Here is a 16,222-nt window from a genome sequence, read left to right as displayed (position 1 = left end):
TATTAAGGGCTCACGTATGAAAATTGCGTTAGTGGGCAACCCGAACTGCGGGAAAACCACATTATTTAACCGCCTGACCGGCTCTAAACAAAAAGTAGGGAATTGGCCAGGGGTAACTGTCGAGAAAAAATTCGGCTATTTTGCTTTAGAAAACACAAACGTAGAATTGGTAGATTTGCCCGGGCTCTATAGCATGGAACAAATTGAGCCAAGCCAAGATGAGCAAATCGCGTGTGACTTCCTAAAGCAAAATGAAGCTGATGTCATCATTAACATCGTGGATGCCGCTAACTTACAGCGAAATCTAGTATTAACTTCCCAGCTGAAAGAATTAGGCAAACCTATTCTCGTTGTTGCAAATATGGTTGATGTCGCAACACAGCGTGGGAGAACGTTAGATTTAAAAAGACTCTCTGAACAGTTAGGGTTACCTGTAGTGCCATTCCACGGCGCTAAAGGTACAGGGCAAGAAGCGTTGTTGGAACAACTCGCACAGATCACTCGTTTTCCAAAAGCACCTGTGACGGCAAACACCGAAAGCGCCAGTAGCGATCCCCTCGAAAAAGCGGTTGCTCGTCACCAAGCAGTGAAAAAATTGGCAGATGGCGTAAGTATCATTACGCCAAAACGTGCAGATACGACAGAAACGCTTGATAAAATCGTGCTCAACCGCTGGCTTGGTGTACCTATTTTCTTAGCCATGATGTATTTAATGTTTACCATTGCGGTTAATGTTGGTGCTGTATTTATCGACTTTTTTGACATCGCCGTGGGCGCCTTACTCATCGATGGCGTAAAAATCTTGCTGGCAGATATTGGCGCACCTCAATGGCTAAGTGTGTTATTGGCTGATGGTTTTGGTGCAGGTATTCAATTAGTGGCGACCTTCATCCCTGTTATTGCGGTGCTGTATCTGTGCTTATCCATTTTGGAAGATAGTGGTTATCTTTCTCGGGCCGCGTTTGTTATTGACCGTTTGATGTCATCCATTGGTCTACCCGGCAATGCTTTTGTACCTCTGATTGTTGGATTCGGCTGTAATGTGCCTGCGGTTATGGCGTCAAGAACGATGGGCCGAGAGTCAGATAGATTACTGACGATTATTATGGCGCCATTTATGTCTTGCGGCGCACGTTTGACGGTATATGCGTTATTTGCAGCGGCTTTCTTTCCAACGAACGGAGCCAATGTTGTTTTTGGTCTGTATTTGCTTGGCATAGTGGTTGCGGTAGGTTCTGGCTTTTTATTTAGAAAGCAAGTATTCAAAACGCAAAAATTACCCTCATTTACCGAGATGCCAGCGTATCATATGCCAATTTGGCGCAATATATTCATTACCACTTGGCAGCGTCTGAGCGGCTTTATCAAACGTGCTGGCAAAACAATTGTCATGGTGGTTATTTTACTCAGTGCATTAAACTCGATTGGTACAGATGGCTCGTTTGGCAATGAGAATACAGATAGGTCACTTTTGGCGAAGGTTGCACAAGTGGTCACGCCAGTCTTTGAGCCAATTGGGTTAAAAGAGGAAAACTGGCCTGCTACGGTTGGTGTTGTGACTGGTATGTTTGCCAAAGAAGCCATCGTCGGTACTTTAGATGCGCTTTATACCGGTGCCGAAGAAGAGGGTGGAGAGTTTTCATTGTTGGCTTCGTTAAAAGAAGCGCTGATGACCATAGTAGACAATAGTAAAGATCTTATCGCAAACCTTGGTGATCCATTAGGACTTAACGAATTAGAATCAGGCGCTGAAAGTGGCACTGCGCTACTTACTGCAATGGCCGCGAAATTTAATGGTCAAATCGGTGCATTTAGTTATCTTGTCTTTATCTTACTCTATACACCTTGTGTAGCGGTATTAGGTGCAATTAAACGTGAATCTGGCGGTAAGTGGATGTGGCTTGTTATTGGCTGGACGACCTCAATTGCTTATATCATGGCGACTTTAGTTTACCAAGCTAGTCAGTTAAGTACCTCGCCAACGAGTGCTTCGCTTTGGGTTGTAGCGATGTTGTTGTTTGGGTTTGCGTGGTGGAAAGGGTTATCCCGACTTGGTAATAAATTTAACCAACCACCAACCTATCAGATAAACTTAGGTTAGTTATTCAAAAGCTTGGTTAATTGAGCGGCGCTTAGAGCGCCGTTTTTTATGTTTGGTATCAAGCAAAAAAAAGCAGTGCTAACTGAGTCAACACTGCCAACAACTCTAAATCAATCAAGGGGAGTCTTCGAAAAGGAGATTACGCCGCTTTATTGACGGTAGGGTGACGCAATAATGAAAGATTTATGACTGTGAAAATTTCACTTTGCTTCTTGCTAAAAATCGCTTAATTTTTAGCTCTATTCTTGCTGTTAACCGGTACAATAATGATAACCACTGATACTCCTCTTATTTTACGCCATCTTGATACTATCCATGCGCTGATCTCTAATTCTTATTGGGCAAAACAAATGCCTAAAGTATTGCTAGAGAAAGCCATTCAAAATAGCCTGAGCTTCATGTATTTGGATGAAGAAGGCGAGTTTCAGGGCTTTTGTCGCGTGATAACCGACTATGCCACCTTTGCCTATCTTGCCGACGTGATAGTTGAGGAAAGTGCCAGAGGTAAAGGGGTAGGCAAAGCGATTGTTCAAGCCGTGGTTGAACATCCAGAGCTACAAGGCTTAAGGCGCTTTATGCTGGCAACTTTTGATGCGCATACTCTATATGAAAAATTCGGCTTTGCAGCGGTGCCAGATCCAAGTATTTTGATGCAGATCTGCCATCCTACAATATATTCGGATTTACAAAATTAATTGCTGGATTTTAGTCACTTATATTTTGTTTTTTAGAACGAAGACTGGATAAATGCACTTACCCTGAACATAATAAAGACGATAATAACAACAGGTGTCTTTATTATGTTACTGCTCGCGACTATCTATTTGGCTGCTGCGATATTGGCGGTGCCAATCGCTAAACGGCTAGGGCTTGGCTCTGTGCTTGGATATTTATTGGCAGGGATCCTAATTGGCCCTCATCTTCTTCATCTCGTAGGCGAGCAAACGGACGTCATGCACTTTGCTGAGTTTGGTGTGGTGATGATGCTATTCTTAGTTGGGCTAGAGTTACAACCCAAAAGGCTCTGGACAATGCGCCGCTCTATAGTTGGTCTCGGTGGCTTACAAGTGGTTATAACAACGGTTGTACTCTACTTCGCGATTGATTTAGCGCTTGGCTTTTTGTGGCAGCAATCATTAGCCATTGCGTTAATGTTGGCACTGTCTTCTACCGCCATTGCACTGCAAACCTTAAATGAAAAAGGCTTGATTAAACAATCTGGCGGCCAAAATGCGTTTTCGGTGTTGTTATTTCAAGATATAGCCGTGATCCCCATTCTCGCGATTATGCCGTTGTTAGCATTTAGTGATTTGGCTGTGAGTGATGGCCACGGCAATTTGTTACATGCTTTTCCGACTTATCTCCAAGTGATTATGTCTGTTTTTGTCATTTTGGCTATCATCGCCGCTGGGCATTATGTCGCCGCGCCTTTATTTAGATATATTGCCAGCACTCGAATGCGCGAGCTATTTACCGTAGTGGCGCTATTTATCGTTATCGCAACCGCGTTATTGATGCAAAGTATCGGTTTATCCCCTGCGCTTGGAACATTTCTCGCAGGTGTTGTTCTCGCGGAAAGTGAATTTCGACATGAATTAGAGGCAGATATCGAACCGTTTAAAGGGTTACTACTTGGTCTCTTTTTCATGACGGTAGGCGCATCAATCGACTTTTCCTTATTGGCACAAAAATGGTTATTTATTTTAGCGTCAGTGGTGCTATTAATGGGGTTAAAGGCGGTTATTTTATATATGTTGGCAACGGCGTTTTCACTGCATAAGCGAGCGACATGGTTATTTACCGCAGCCCTGTGTCAAGGCGGTGAGTTCGCGTTTGTACTACTTTCTGTTACTGGCAGTTTAGCAATCTTAACTCCAGATCAAGTCGCATTAGTCACACTGGTTGTTGCGGTATCTATGCTCGGTTCGCCCCTCATTTTTATTCTTTACGACAAAATAGTTGAACGCCAAGCCAATACTGCTCAAGAACAAGATAGTTTAGAGACGATGGAAGCGACACAAAACGTGATTGTGGTCGGCTACGGGCGTTTTGGCCAAGTGATAGGGCGTTTGCTCCATGCTCAGGGTTATCATTTATCGATCTTGGATCACAGCCCAAGTCAAATTGAATTACTCCGTCGCTTTGGCAATCAAGTATTTTATGGCGATGGTGCACGATTAGATTTGCTCGAAGCCGCAGGGGCTCACGAAGCGCAAATGCTGGTCGTAGCGATTGATGAACCAGATAAAACCCTCGAAATCGTCAGGTTAGCGCAGCAACACTTTCCTGATCTAAAACTTGTAGTTCGTGCGACCGACCGTCGCCATGCCTACCAACTGATAAAATTGGGTGTCACTGCATTTGAGCGAGAAACTTTTGTCTCTGCTGTGAAGCTAGGTGAGCAGGCGCTTAAGTTATTGGGCCATAGCGAAGAAGATGTCGCACGAGCGGGCTACCTCTTTACCAAACACGATGTTGAATCTATGCACATGCTTGCCGATGTGTGGGGAGACGATGAAAGCTATGGTGTTGCGATTCGTCAGCGTATGGCTGACCTCAAGCAGGTACTTCAGGCGGACGAAAAAGCGCAAGAAGATCTTAATACCTGCCATGGTGAAAATTGTGAAGATAAACCACCAGCCATTGAACAATAACGTATAAATATTAGGTTAAATCAGTATGTTGAGAGTGACATTAGAACAGTGGCGAATGTTTAGAGCTGTTGTTGAATATGGTGGTTTTAATCAAGCTGCTAAAGAAGTACATAAAAGCCAGTCAAGTATCCACACTGCGGTCCATAAAATTGAGGAAGGCCTTGGTGTTAAGCTTTTTAGAGTCGAAGGGCGAAGAACCCTGTTAACCGAAGCGGGTGAAATGATGCTGCGCCGTGCCAATTATCTCTTGGAAGAAGCGGCAAAAGTTGAAGCGGTAGGGCAGACGCTGGGCGAGGGAGTTGAGAGTCAACTGCGCATAGCGGTCGATGAAATTTTCCCACAGCAGGTACTCTATAAGGTGCTAGAAAATACATCTGCGCAATACCCTTTATTGCGTGTCGAGTTGGTTGAGTCAGTATTGACTGGTGCATCTGAACTTTTGCAAAATACCGACGTAGATATCGCCATTTCTCCGGTTACTTTACAAGACGGGTTCAGTGAAGAGTTGTGCCAAATCGAGTTTGTTGCAGTGGCAAACCCCAATCACGCATTACATCAATTTGGTCGCGCGCTTACATTCGAAGACTTAAAATCCCATCGTCAAATCGTAGTGAGAGACTCTGCAATCTCGCGTAAAAAAGATGAAGGTTGGTTGGGGGCGCATCAACGTTGGACGGTGAGCCATATGACAACCTCGATAGATATGATAGCGCAAGGCTTAGGATTTGCTTGGTTACCTATTCCGGCTATCAAAACGCAACTAAACTCTGGCGTCTTGAAACCACTACCACTATCACAACATAGTCAGCGTAAAGCACAGCTTCATCTTATTTTTAAAGATGGTGACAGGCTTGGGCCCGCCGCGCGCGCATTTATTGGTGAATTAAGATATCAGTGCATGCGGCTGGAAGATTCTATTGAGTAGAATGATTGATGTTAAATTATCAAATTTTATTCGTTTCAAACAGGCAATAGACTGAGGTCATCAACATGCGTTTGGAGCGAAACATGCGATATATTCGAAAAGCACAAGATAGAGGTAGAGCGGATTTTGGCTGGTTGCAAAGCCAACATAGTTTCTCATTTGGCCGATATTATGATCCCGTCCACATGGGATTTGGTAATCTTAGGGTGATCAATGATGATACAGTACTTGGTGGTCATGGCTTTGATACTCATGGTCACCGAGATATGGAAATTATTTCCTATGTCATTGACGGTGAATTGATGCATCAAGATAGTATGGGTAATCAGTTTACTGTGGCGGCAGGTGAAGTTCAGAGAATGAGCGCAGGTAGTGGCATTCTTCATTCAGAATATAATGCTTCAAAGATAGCGCCTGCACATTTTTTACAAATTTGGATAGAGCCAAAGCTTAAAGGCATAACGCCGAGTTATGAACAAATTCAAATTAAACAAAGTAGTGCACTTACGCCCATTGTTACGCCTACAGGCGTGGACGGTACTCTGAGTATCAATGCAGAAGCTGAAATACACCGCTTGCAGCTACACCAAGGTCAACAGATTGAGCTGAATGCGCACGCGCAAAAAGCCTATTTGCACATTGTTGGCGGCGAAGCGACGCTCGATGGTGAGGCATTTCAGCAAGGAGATGGCATCGGCCTGATTGCTGGTGATAACATGCAAGTTACGGCAGTAACAGATGTTGAAGCGCTGTGGTTTTTATTACTTAATTAAGCAAATTGGTATTAAATTCAGCACCTAAAATTAAAGGAATTGAAGAATGACAGAACCAATACAACTTGCAGTAATTGCTCTTGTCGTTCTGCTAAGTGGTATTTCAAAGTCTGGCTTTGCAGGCGCATTAGGGGCGTTTTCTGTTCCAATTTTGATGATGGTGTTGAATCCAAGGGACGCTATTGCGTTGATGCTTCCGCTACTTATCGTCGCGGATATTTTTAGCCTGAAGAGCTATTGGCGCTTATGGAATGTGTCGGAACTAAAGCGGCTATTGCCAGGTACTCTGGTAGGGATAGCCTTAGCAACGCTTTTTCTTCAAGGCGTCAGTGAGTTTTGGCTGACGGTTGTGATTGCAGCGATGAGTATAGTATTTGCACTTAAAAGCTTACTGATTAAAAATACACCTGAAAGTGTTGGGCACTTAAAGTTACTGGCCGCGAGCACCTCTACTGCAGCTGGTATCTCCACGACTTTAATTCATGCAGGTGGTCCACCACTCATGGTGTATTTTAACGCTCGAAAATTAGAGCCAACGGCTTATATCGCGACGGTTGCGGTACTATTTGCACTGATGAATGTGATTAAGCTGGCGACCTTCTCTGCAACTGGGTTGTTGCAGTGGCAACATGTGCTGCTTGCTATCTGTTTTACACCTTTAGCGTTGATCGGTAATAGACTCGGTGTGCACCTTGCGAAACGCTTACCTAAAAAGCAATTTTTGCTGGTGATGAATGGGCTACTGCTCATGCTTGGACTGGTGTTAATTGGTAAATTGTTGTGACTGTGTAGGGTTACCAACATCTAGCAAAGTAAATGCCCACAACATGTTGTGGGCATAGAAAACTATAACTGCTCTTCCATCTCTTTTTGATACTCATCTGCAAGTTGCGACTTTTCACTTTTATCAAGTACCTTACCCGCACGCTGGAAAAACGCTTGCTCTTCGTCAGCCAAGTGATGCTCAACTTTGTCTTTGAGCTTTTTCAATTTAGTAAGCCAACTAGGGTCGGAAAACTCAGTATTATCCAGTGCCTCAATTAACTCATCAATTTCATGATGCTCCGCGATACCGTGGCGAGAGTCTTCGATCGTCATATTACTTTCCATTAATGGGGCGTAAAAGTACCTTTCTTCTGCGATGGCATGTGCCTCCAGCGCGTCTTTCAACTCTTTATAGTATTTTTCGCGGACCTTTGAATCACCAGACGTTTTTGCCAACATATTTAATAGGGCGCGTTGATGATCATGATCTTGCTTTAGTGCATTAAAAATTTCCATTTAGGTTACCTCTTTCTAGATTAAAACGTCTGCTTTGGTGCTGTTTTTAAAAAACGACAAAAGTTTGCTTCGATGCGCCTCATTATTCGTTTTAATGATAAGCAGCCACTTGCCCTCTGCGATTTTATTCATCACCGCCTGATTAAACGCATCTTTGTCCGGACGCAAAGAAATAAGGCCTGAAGCAAATAGCCCTAAAAATAAGCCGGGGCTTAATAAAGCGATAAACGTTATGTAAGGATTAGATTGTGTGAAAGCCGGTCCATAACTCACCAATAGTCCAGCGATGAGAAAGCCTAATATCACCCCCATGCTGCCAAGGTACAAATGCCAATTAAGCATGTTTTTGGCAAGACGACTTTCGCTTTTAGGCTCAAGTTTTTTGTCGGCATCTTTGTCATACGGATTAACCAGTTCTAGATGCTCATGTTGAACAAGGTGGCTATTTAACAATTCATTTTGCAATTCTTCTGCGGCTGCTTTCCCTGTAAGAACGGCCCCAACTCTATGATCTACGTAGGATAATATTTCAAAAGTATCCATTACTCCTCCTAATTTCGTTGCAGCTTGTAATTATTCAAACTGCAAGTGTTATACCGAGAGTGTAAGATTTATAATGTATTGAATTTTATTAATAATTTTAGATTCTAGATGTTGTGGGGTTGAATAAATGAAGCACAAACAAGAAAGAATTACCGAGTAGTTACTACATGTTTTGATACAACGTAATGATTGTAAAGTTAGTTTAGGAAAGAAATTGGCATATTTACTCATATCGTATCAAAAAATTTACAAAGATGTGTTTTGTTACTTAATTCAAGATATTAAGTCTGGGTCTGTTTTTTAAACAAATGTATGAAAGCATTGCATAAATATTTAAAGTAAATTAAATATTATTAAAATGTTAACTTTGGGGTTTATTTATTTGATTTGCTGCCTAGTCTAATAAGGCGTGGCGAGTGTTAATGAGCTTGCCATGTCTTCTGCAGTTGAAGGAGAAAACAGTCACATTTCATCCAATGCTTCTTGTGAAGCAATGATGAAAAGGACAATAAAACAACAATACTAGGAGTGTAATTCGTGAAATTATCTACAGTAACTATGGCTACGGCGTGTGCGATTGCGTTTACTTCGCTCAGTGCTCAAGCCGCAACAAAACAATACCTAAACCAGCAAGCTGATATTAATACTATGCTCAAATCAGCTTCTCAAACTGTGTTGAGTACACAGCCAGAAGTGCTGATTGGCTTAGAAAGTGCGAGCCAACTAAAGGAGCTTAAAAGCTTCAATAGTAAAAAAGGTGAAGTAACTAAGCGTTTTCAACAAATGTACCAAGGATTACCAGTGATTGGCGATTCGGTCATTTTAACGTTTGACGATGCAGGTGCGCTTAAAAAGGCTCACGGTGCAGCGGTTTATAACATCGCGGCTGACATCGGTTCGGTAAAACCCAAGCTAAATGCCAAAATGGCATTGAGTCAGTTTGAAAAACAGTCGCTTAGTGCAGACAAAAAGCTTAAAAAACATAACGAGAAATCTCGCCTTGCGATCTGGCTTGATAGCAATTCAACGGCACGTTTAGTATATGAAATTACTTTTGTCACTTATGGTGATGAGCCTAAGCGCCCATATTTGATCATTGATGCAAACACAGGCGAAGTGTTAGAAAGCTTCAACAACTTGCAGCATGCAAATGCGACAGGTCCAGGTGGTAACCAAAAAACGGGTCGTTACCAGTATGGTACTGATTATGGTCATCTAGACGTAGCGCAGTCAGGCAATACTTGTACCATGACGAATGCGAACGTTAAGACAATTAACTTAAATCACGGTAGCAGCGGCTCGACTGCACATAGCTTTACGTGCCCAGAAAATACCGTTAAAGAAATTAACGGTGCGTACTCACCGCTAAATGATGCTCATTATTTTGGTAATGTAGTATTTAATATGTACAACGATTGGCTAGGTACTGCGCCATTGTCGTTCCAGCTTAAAATGCGTGTTCACTACAGCAACAATTATGAAAATGCGTTTTGGGATGGCAGTGCGATGACTTTCGGCGATGGTGCAAATACATTCTATCCGTTGGTAAGTCTTGATGTATCTGCTCACGAAGTGAGCCACGGTTTCACTGAGCAAAACTCAGGTCTGGTATACCGTTATAAGTCAGGTGGCTTGAACGAAGCGTTTTCTGATATGGCAGGTGAAGCCGCCGAATTCTTTATGAAAGGCAGCAATGACTGGTTAGTTGGCCAAGACATCTTCAAAGGCAGTGGCGCATTACGTTATATGAATGATCCAACGCAAGACGGTCGCTCAATCGATCATCAGTCTAACTATACCTCTAGCATGGACGTTCACCACACTTCAGGGGTGTTCAACAAAGCCTTCTACAATCTGGCAACTACGGCAGGTTGGGATACGAAAAAAGCCTTTATCGTAATGGCAAAAGCGAACCAAATGTATTGGACCGCTAATACTGACTGGGACTTAGCTGGTAATGGCGTGATGGATGCGGCATGTGACCTAGGTTATGAACCAGGTGACGTACAAGCTGCGTTAGCAGCGGTTGGCGTTAACTCTAACTTAAGCACAGGTAGTAGCTGTGATACTAACCCACCACCTCCTCCTGGTGGCGCTGAAGAGTTAACGAACGGTCAGCCTCGTACTGGGATCAGTGGCGCGGCAAAAGAGCAAATGTTTTTTACCCTTGATGTGCCAGCTGATGCGACTAGCCTAAACTTCACCACTTCTGGTGGTAGTGGTGATGCGGACCTTTATGTCAAGTATGGTTCTCGTCCGTCGTTAAACACTTATGACTGTAATAGCACAACGTCTACAAGCAACGAAAGCTGCGACATTAGTAACATTCAAGCAGGTAAGTACTACGTGATGGTTGAAGCGTGGAATCAGATTTCGGGCGTAACTTTGACCGGTACATACAGCTCAACGGGTGGAACTCAACCAATTGACCGCACTGAGTCAAATGTCAGTGTTGCATCAGGCGGTTGGACGCGCTTCACACAAGACTTAAATGCTAGCTACAGCAACCTTGAAGTGAGTATTTCAGGTGGTTCAGGTGATGCGGATCTGTACGTAAACTTTGGTTCTCAATCAACAACGTCGAGCTATCAGTGTCGCCCTTATAAAAACGGTAACAACGAGACTTGTACGATTGCAAACCCACAACAAGGTACTTGGTATATTGATTTACGTGGCTATAGCGCAGCAAGCGGTGTAACACTGAATATCAAAGCGAACTAAGTAACAGTTTATAGGGAGCGCAAGCTCCCTTTTTATTAGGCCCCAAAAAAATCATAAATTTACCTCATTTGAATAATCCTTTTATTTTGCTCAGCGCTTAAATCATGTTGTTATTCAAATGAGTTGAGGATACAACAATGAAATTAACTACACCTATGCTACTGAGCATTGCCTGTTTGAGTGGCTTTTCTGAAGCGTCTGAAGAGGTTTGGGTGACGATGGATGCGAAGTCTAGCCAGCATTTCCAAGTCCATAATTCTATTCGTGGTACTCACTTCGAGCAGCTTTCTTTACCGAACAGCGAAGTCAAAGCGTTAAAAGTACCTGCAAACTTACATTCACACCTGAGTGCATTTATGCACGACGAATATCACCGCTGTGGTGGTTTTGTCGCCCATGACTCCTTAGAGCAGGCGCAAAGCTATCTTGCACAGTTAGAAAGCGTAAACCCAAGTGCGACGCTGGTTAACTACAGCATTGATAACCCCACACGGGTTAACAGCTTAATCTCAAAAGTCAGTACAGTGAACTTGGACAGCAGCGTCAACTCGCTAACTAGTTTTTATAACCGCTATTATACCTCGCAAACAGGCATTGATGCTGCTGCATGGGTCAAGCAAACATGGAGTGATATTGCAGCAAGTCGCTCAGATATTAGTGTTGAATATTTTAGCCATTCTTGGGCTCAATCTTCAGTGATTGTCACCATTCCTGGTAGTGAACTGAGTGATGAAATCGTTATTATCGGCGGGCACCTTGATTCAATTAACCAATCTAACTCAAGTGGGCTTGCGCCGGGTGCGGATGATAATGCCTCAGGGATAGCTGTGCTTACCGAAGCGCTAAGCGCTATTGTTGAAGATGGTTATCAGCCTCAGCGGACAATCCAAATCATGGGTTTTGCGGCAGAAGAAGTTGGGCTTCGAGGTTCTAAAGCTATCGCGCAGTCGTACAGCTCTCAGGGAAAAAACGTAGTCGGTATGACACAATTTGATATGACTGGTCGCAATGGGAGTAGTGCGGATATTGTGATGATGACAGACTATACAAACAGCGCACAGAATCAGTTCTTAGGCCAATTAATTGAAACGTATTTGCCAAACCTAAGCTATGCCTATGACCAATGCGGTTATGGTTGTTCTGACCATGCATCTTGGTATCAGCAAGGGTTCCCAGCTTCTATGCCATTTGAATCAAGAATGTCTGAGATCAACAGAAAAATTCATACCACCAACGATACTGAATTTGATTCAACACATGCACAAAAATTTGCAAAACTCGCGCTGGCGTTTGTTGCTGAGCTTGGTAAAAACGCGGGTGATACACCTCCGCCACCGCCAAACAATGAGCTTGAAAATGGCATGGCTAAAACGGGCATTTCCGGTGCCTCCAAAAGCCAACAGTTTTTCACCATGGAAGTCCCACAAGGTGCAACTAATTTAAGTTTTACCACGTCAGGTGGTACTGGTGATGCCGATCTCTACGTTCGCTATGGCTCCAAACCTACTTTGGATACTCATGACTGCAAGAGCACTAACTCGTCTAGTAACGAGCAATGCAATATTTCCGCTGTGCAAACTGGTACGTATTACGTGATGGTAGAGGCATGGAACGCGATTTCGGGGGTCAGTTTGGTAGGACAATACGATACCTCAAGTGGCAATACGCCTATTGACGAAACTATCAATAATATTTCTGTCGCCAGCGGACAGTGGCAGTATTTTAGTCAAGCACTAACCGCGGGATACCAAACCCTGACAATTACGACGTCGGGAGGCACGGGAGATGCGGATCTTTATGTTAATTTTGACACGCAACCAAATACCAGCACCTACCAATGTCGGCCATACAAAAATGGCAATAATGAGGTATGTACAATCTCCAATCCTCAGGCTGGCACTTGGCATATCGGCCTGCAAGGCTACCAAGCAGCGAGCAATGTAACGCTAAATATTAGCGCGAATTAATACGCGTTTAAAATTAAGACCGGAGATAAAACCTTGTTTATCTCTGGTCTTAGCGCTTAGTGATGCATTGATTTAAAGAGATTTGATTTAATTGATATTCTGCTTCTGATAGACTCAATGAGTTCAATTAGGAGTTGCGTGTGTCACATAAGTTCTCAGTTAAGATATTAATTTATCTTTTATTATTATTTTGTGGGCTGTGGGCAAGCTACTTGTTCAATGTGGCACAGGATGAGGAAAATGTCCTTGGTCAGACTAAAACCAACCTAGAAAAGCTCAATAGTTATATCCAGGCTGAATTTACTCGTTATCAAGCTATCCAAACGCAATTGAGCTTAAGCAATTTGGTGCAATCAGGCTTACAGCAAGCAACCGCTATAAACTCCAATGAACTGGACAGATATCTACAGGACATTCAAATATCCAGTGGTGCGTCAGACGTTTACCTGTTAGACCTCAGTGGAACTGTGATTGCGAGCAGCAACTGGTATTTGCCGCATAGCTATAAAGGCAGTAACTTTGCCTTTCGCCCCTATTTTTACGAAACAATCGAGGGTAATGAGCATGTCTCTTTTGCGCTCGGTTTACGTTCTAAAACCCGTGGCTTCTATTTTGCTAAATCTGTCTACAAAGACGGATCGCTTGTGGGCGTGGTGGTGATGAAGGTTAACGCCAGTAAATTTGAATCAGATAAAGCCCAGCTTGATACGGGAACTGATAGCCATTTCTTAATCGTGGACGATAATCATATTGTACTGGCATCTGATGTAGAGCAGTGGCGGTTAGCCTCGTTAGGGGAACTGTCCCCAACAAAGCGTAAAGAAATTGAATCCTCAAGGCAGTTTGAAAACGAATCTCTATTCCCTATTGATTGGCGGGTGCTTTCACCAACCAGAGTTAAAACTTCATCTCATGGCAGCGACGCGCTGATGCAAAAGAGGCCGCTTAACAAGCAATACACACTTTATTTGCTACATGAAGTTGCGCCTATCAAAGCGGCACAGTGGCCACGGCTTGGGGTAACCGCACTGGTATTGATTTTACTCTTTATTGTTGTCGAGTACACGTTGAGTAAACTGACAGGATACAGACAACTGCTTTTCAGCCAGCGGAGTTTAGAGGCTGAGGTTGCCAGCCGCAAGCAAGCGCTCGAGCAGGCGCAAGATGCACTTATTCGCGCTGCCAAGTTGGCAACCATAGGGCAGCTCAGCGCCAGCATTAACCATGAAATCAATCAACCACTTAGTGCCATGAGTGCGTATGTTGCCAGCGCCAAACGGTTGGCTCAAAAGGGAGAAGTGAGCAAAGTAGTCGAAAACATGGTCCTGATCCAATCTTTGATCACTCGAGTGCATAAAATCGTGGCGCAGCTAAAGTCATTTAGTCAGCATCATGATAATAAGATGCTGGTGGCCAACCTTAAACACTCAGTAGATAACGCCTTAGTTATAGTTGGGCCTGAACTCAAACGCTACGGTGTAGCAATTCAAAGTGAAGGGCTTGCGTGCAATATCTGGGTCGATCCATTTAAGTTTGAACAAGTACTGGTGAATATTATTAGTAATGCGTGCCAAGCCATTGTTGAGCAAGATAATAAATGTATTTATATTCGCGCCGTGGAGCATGAAGGCAAGATCCAGCTGTCTATTATTGACTCGGGCGAAGGGATAAAACAGCACGCTTTATCCAACATATTTGAACCGTTTTACACCACTAAGTCAGGTAATGGCTTGGGCTTAGGGTTGTCCATTTCAAAACAGATTATTGAATCGTTTCATGGCAAACTCAGTGCCCATAATCATCCGCAAGGTGGTGCCGAGTTTTTAATTAGTTTACACACAAAGAATCCGCAACATGACTGAAGAGAAAACACTATTAATCATCGATGATGAACAAAGTATACGAGATGCACTAAAGCAACTATTTGAAATAGAAGGGTACTCTGTGCAGTGTTTCTCCAGTGCAACGCCTGCATTAAAAAAGCTTTCTCGTCAGTTTAGCGGTGTTGTGCTTTGCGATATCAATATGCCCGAGGTCAATGGCATTCAATTTTTAGAACAGGTGATGCAGTTTGATTCTGAGTTACCTGTGGTATTTCTAACCGGCTTTGCGGATGTTGAAGTGGCGGTAAAAGCCATCCAAAAAGGGGCTTACGACTTTTTTGAAAAGCCCGTATCAGAGCCGCTACTTGACTGCATAGAAAGGGCGCTTGATAAACGCCGGTTGGTGATGGAAAACCGAGAGCTAAAAGCGCAAGTTAAGAAAAAGTCTGCGCCGGGCGTGCGGATCTTAGGTGAGACAAAACAAATGCAGCAAATGCTGCATTTGCTTGATGCTGTGATTGATACCCCAGCTGACGTATTGATTGAAGGTGAAACCGGTACAGGAAAGGAATTGGTGGCACGGTACTTACACGACCATAGCGAGCGCTCAAATCATAACTTCGTCGCCATCAATTGCGGTGCAATTCCAGAAGAACTGATTGAAAGTGAATTATTTGGTGCCAAAAGTGGTGCATTTACGGGTGCTAAAGAGTCTCGCGAGGGAAAATTTTCTTTTGCCCAAGGCGGCACGGTTTTTTTGGATGAAATCGAAGCCATGTCTGCGGCTTTACAAGTAAAGCTGCTGCGCGTTTTAGAAGAGAGAAGTGTGACGCCAGTTGGCAGCAACACTGCGATAGCACTAGACATTAGGGTGGTTGCAGCGACAAAAGTGGATTTACAAACCTTAGTCGCGCAAGGTAAATTCCGCTCGGATTTATTTTATCGACTTAACCTCGTCAAAGTGATGATCCCGTCACTTCGTTCCAGAAAAGCTGACATTCCACTGCTATATAAACACTTTAGCTCCATTGCCGCTACTCGTTTTCATAAACCCATGCAACCAATTAGCCCTGAATTAGAGGCGCAGCTACTGGCGCAAGACTGGCCTGGGAACGTGCGAGAGCTGAGAAACCACGCCGAGCGCCATATTTTACTCGGTGGTGCGATGACTGCGAGTAACAACATCCAAAGCAATTTGTCTGATGAAACGTTGAGTTTGGCTGAGAAGGTGAGCTACTACGAACAATCGTTAATTGAAGAAGCGCTGGCACAAAGCCAAGGCAGTATAAAAGATGCGATGAATTTGCTAAAAGTGCCGAGAAAAACCTTGTACGACAAGATGAGCAAGTATGGTTTAAATCGCACTATGTTTACCAATGATGATGGGTGAGTTTAGTGACAATGCATAGATTTAAGTGTGTGGAAATCCGCACA

Annotated in this window: 12 protein-coding genes; 10 read left to right on the top strand and 2 right to left on the bottom strand. The window is 43.5% G+C overall.

Annotated elements, in window-relative coordinates; all coding sequences use genetic code 11:
- Window positions 1-16: 16 nt before the first annotated feature.
- From feoB to JJQ94_RS01160, 6 genes are all read left to right on the top strand, one after another.
- Complete coding sequence (gene feoB, locus JJQ94_RS01185; RefSeq protein ID WP_099028578.1) at window positions 17-2,101, top strand: ferrous iron transport protein B; 2,085 nt, start codon at window positions 17-19, stop codon at window positions 2,099-2,101.
- A 266-nt stretch (window positions 2,102-2,367) separates the two neighbouring features.
- Window positions 2,368-2,796 carry a GNAT family N-acetyltransferase gene (locus JJQ94_RS01180; protein WP_099028579.1) on the top strand — a complete coding sequence of 143 codons (429 nt, stop codon included), beginning with the start codon at window positions 2,368-2,370 and terminating at the stop codon, window positions 2,794-2,796.
- Between the two features lie 105 nt (window positions 2,797-2,901).
- Window positions 2,902-4,755, top strand: a complete 1,854-nt coding sequence (locus JJQ94_RS01175; protein ID WP_099028580.1) for a monovalent cation:proton antiporter-2 (CPA2) family protein — start codon at window positions 2,902-2,904, stop codon at window positions 4,753-4,755.
- A 25-nt stretch (window positions 4,756-4,780) separates the two neighbouring features.
- Window positions 4,781-5,680, top strand: a complete 900-nt coding sequence (locus JJQ94_RS01170; RefSeq protein ID WP_099028581.1) for a LysR family transcriptional regulator — start codon at window positions 4,781-4,783, stop codon at window positions 5,678-5,680.
- Window positions 5,681-5,763: 83 nt separating this feature from the next.
- Entirely contained in the window at window positions 5,764-6,453 is a 690-nt protein-coding gene (locus tag JJQ94_RS01165; protein ID WP_099028582.1) for a pirin family protein, read from the top strand.
- 46 nt (window positions 6,454-6,499) lie between these two features.
- Entirely contained in the window at window positions 6,500-7,237 is a 738-nt protein-coding gene (locus JJQ94_RS01160; RefSeq protein WP_099028583.1) for a sulfite exporter TauE/SafE family protein, read from the top strand.
- Between the two features lie 62 nt (window positions 7,238-7,299).
- Here the strand turns inward: JJQ94_RS01160 and JJQ94_RS01155 are convergent, their stop codons facing one another.
- Together JJQ94_RS01155 and JJQ94_RS01150 are read right to left on the bottom strand one after the other, a co-directional pair.
- Window positions 7,300-7,734 carry a hemerythrin domain-containing protein gene (locus JJQ94_RS01155; RefSeq protein WP_099028584.1) on the bottom strand — a complete coding sequence of 145 codons (435 nt, stop codon included), beginning with the start codon at window positions 7,732-7,734 and terminating at the stop codon, window positions 7,300-7,302.
- A 15-nt stretch (window positions 7,735-7,749) separates the two neighbouring features.
- Window positions 7,750-8,277 (bottom strand): hypothetical protein, encoded by a 528-nt coding sequence (locus tag JJQ94_RS01150; protein WP_099028585.1) that lies wholly within the window; start codon window positions 8,275-8,277, stop codon window positions 7,750-7,752.
- A gap of 537 nt (window positions 8,278-8,814) precedes the next feature.
- On the opposite strand from JJQ94_RS01150, the gene JJQ94_RS01145 reads away from it, so the two are divergent.
- From JJQ94_RS01145 to JJQ94_RS01130, 4 genes are all read left to right on the top strand, one after another.
- Complete coding sequence (locus tag JJQ94_RS01145; protein ID WP_099028586.1) at window positions 8,815-10,998, top strand: M4 family metallopeptidase; 2,184 nt, start codon at window positions 8,815-8,817, stop codon at window positions 10,996-10,998.
- A 137-nt stretch (window positions 10,999-11,135) separates the two neighbouring features.
- On the top strand, window positions 11,136-12,965 hold the full coding sequence (locus JJQ94_RS01140; RefSeq protein WP_099028587.1) for a M28 family metallopeptidase: 1,830 nt from the start codon (window positions 11,136-11,138) through the stop codon (window positions 12,963-12,965).
- Between the two features lie 140 nt (window positions 12,966-13,105).
- On the top strand, window positions 13,106-14,827 hold the full coding sequence (locus tag JJQ94_RS01135) for a sensor histidine kinase (protein WP_099028588.1): 1,722 nt from the start codon (window positions 13,106-13,108) through the stop codon (window positions 14,825-14,827).
- Complete coding sequence (locus tag JJQ94_RS01130; protein ID WP_045990048.1) at window positions 14,820-16,178, top strand: sigma-54-dependent transcriptional regulator; 1,359 nt, start codon at window positions 14,820-14,822, stop codon at window positions 16,176-16,178. The genes JJQ94_RS01135 and JJQ94_RS01130 overlap by 8 nt, the downstream gene beginning before the upstream one ends.
- Window positions 16,179-16,222: the final 44 nt, after the last annotated feature.

It is taken from the genome of Pseudoalteromonas sp. GCY, from assembly GCF_016695175.1.
In the GTDB taxonomy this organism is placed as follows: domain Bacteria; phylum Pseudomonadota; class Gammaproteobacteria; order Enterobacterales; family Alteromonadaceae; genus Pseudoalteromonas.
The sequence above is the reverse complement of the archived record's forward strand: the minus strand, read 5'-3'. Positions and strand labels throughout refer to the sequence as shown.

Coding starts and splice junctions, on each gene's coding strand:
- feoB (WP_099028578.1), top strand. CDS start 17: ATGAAAATTGCGTTAGTGGGCAACCCGAACTGCGGGAAAACCACATTA.
- JJQ94_RS01140 (WP_099028587.1), top strand. CDS start 11,136: ATGAAATTAACTACACCTATGCTACTGAGCATTGCCTGTTTGAGTGGC.
- JJQ94_RS01130 (WP_045990048.1), top strand. CDS start 14,820: ATGACTGAAGAGAAAACACTATTAATCATCGATGATGAACAAAGTATA.
- JJQ94_RS01165 (WP_099028582.1), top strand. CDS start 5,764: ATGCGATATATTCGAAAAGCACAAGATAGAGGTAGAGCGGATTTTGGC.
- JJQ94_RS01180 (WP_099028579.1), top strand. CDS start 2,368: ATGATAACCACTGATACTCCTCTTATTTTACGCCATCTTGATACTATC.
- JJQ94_RS01170 (WP_099028581.1), top strand. CDS start 4,781: ATGTTGAGAGTGACATTAGAACAGTGGCGAATGTTTAGAGCTGTTGTT.
- JJQ94_RS01175 (WP_099028580.1), top strand. CDS start 2,902: ATGTTACTGCTCGCGACTATCTATTTGGCTGCTGCGATATTGGCGGTG.
- JJQ94_RS01160 (WP_099028583.1), top strand. CDS start 6,500: ATGACAGAACCAATACAACTTGCAGTAATTGCTCTTGTCGTTCTGCTA.
- JJQ94_RS01155 (WP_099028584.1), bottom strand. CDS start 7,734: ATGGAAATTTTTAATGCACTAAAGCAAGATCATGATCATCAACGCGCC.
- JJQ94_RS01150 (WP_099028585.1), bottom strand. CDS start 8,277: ATGGATACTTTTGAAATATTATCCTACGTAGATCATAGAGTTGGGGCC.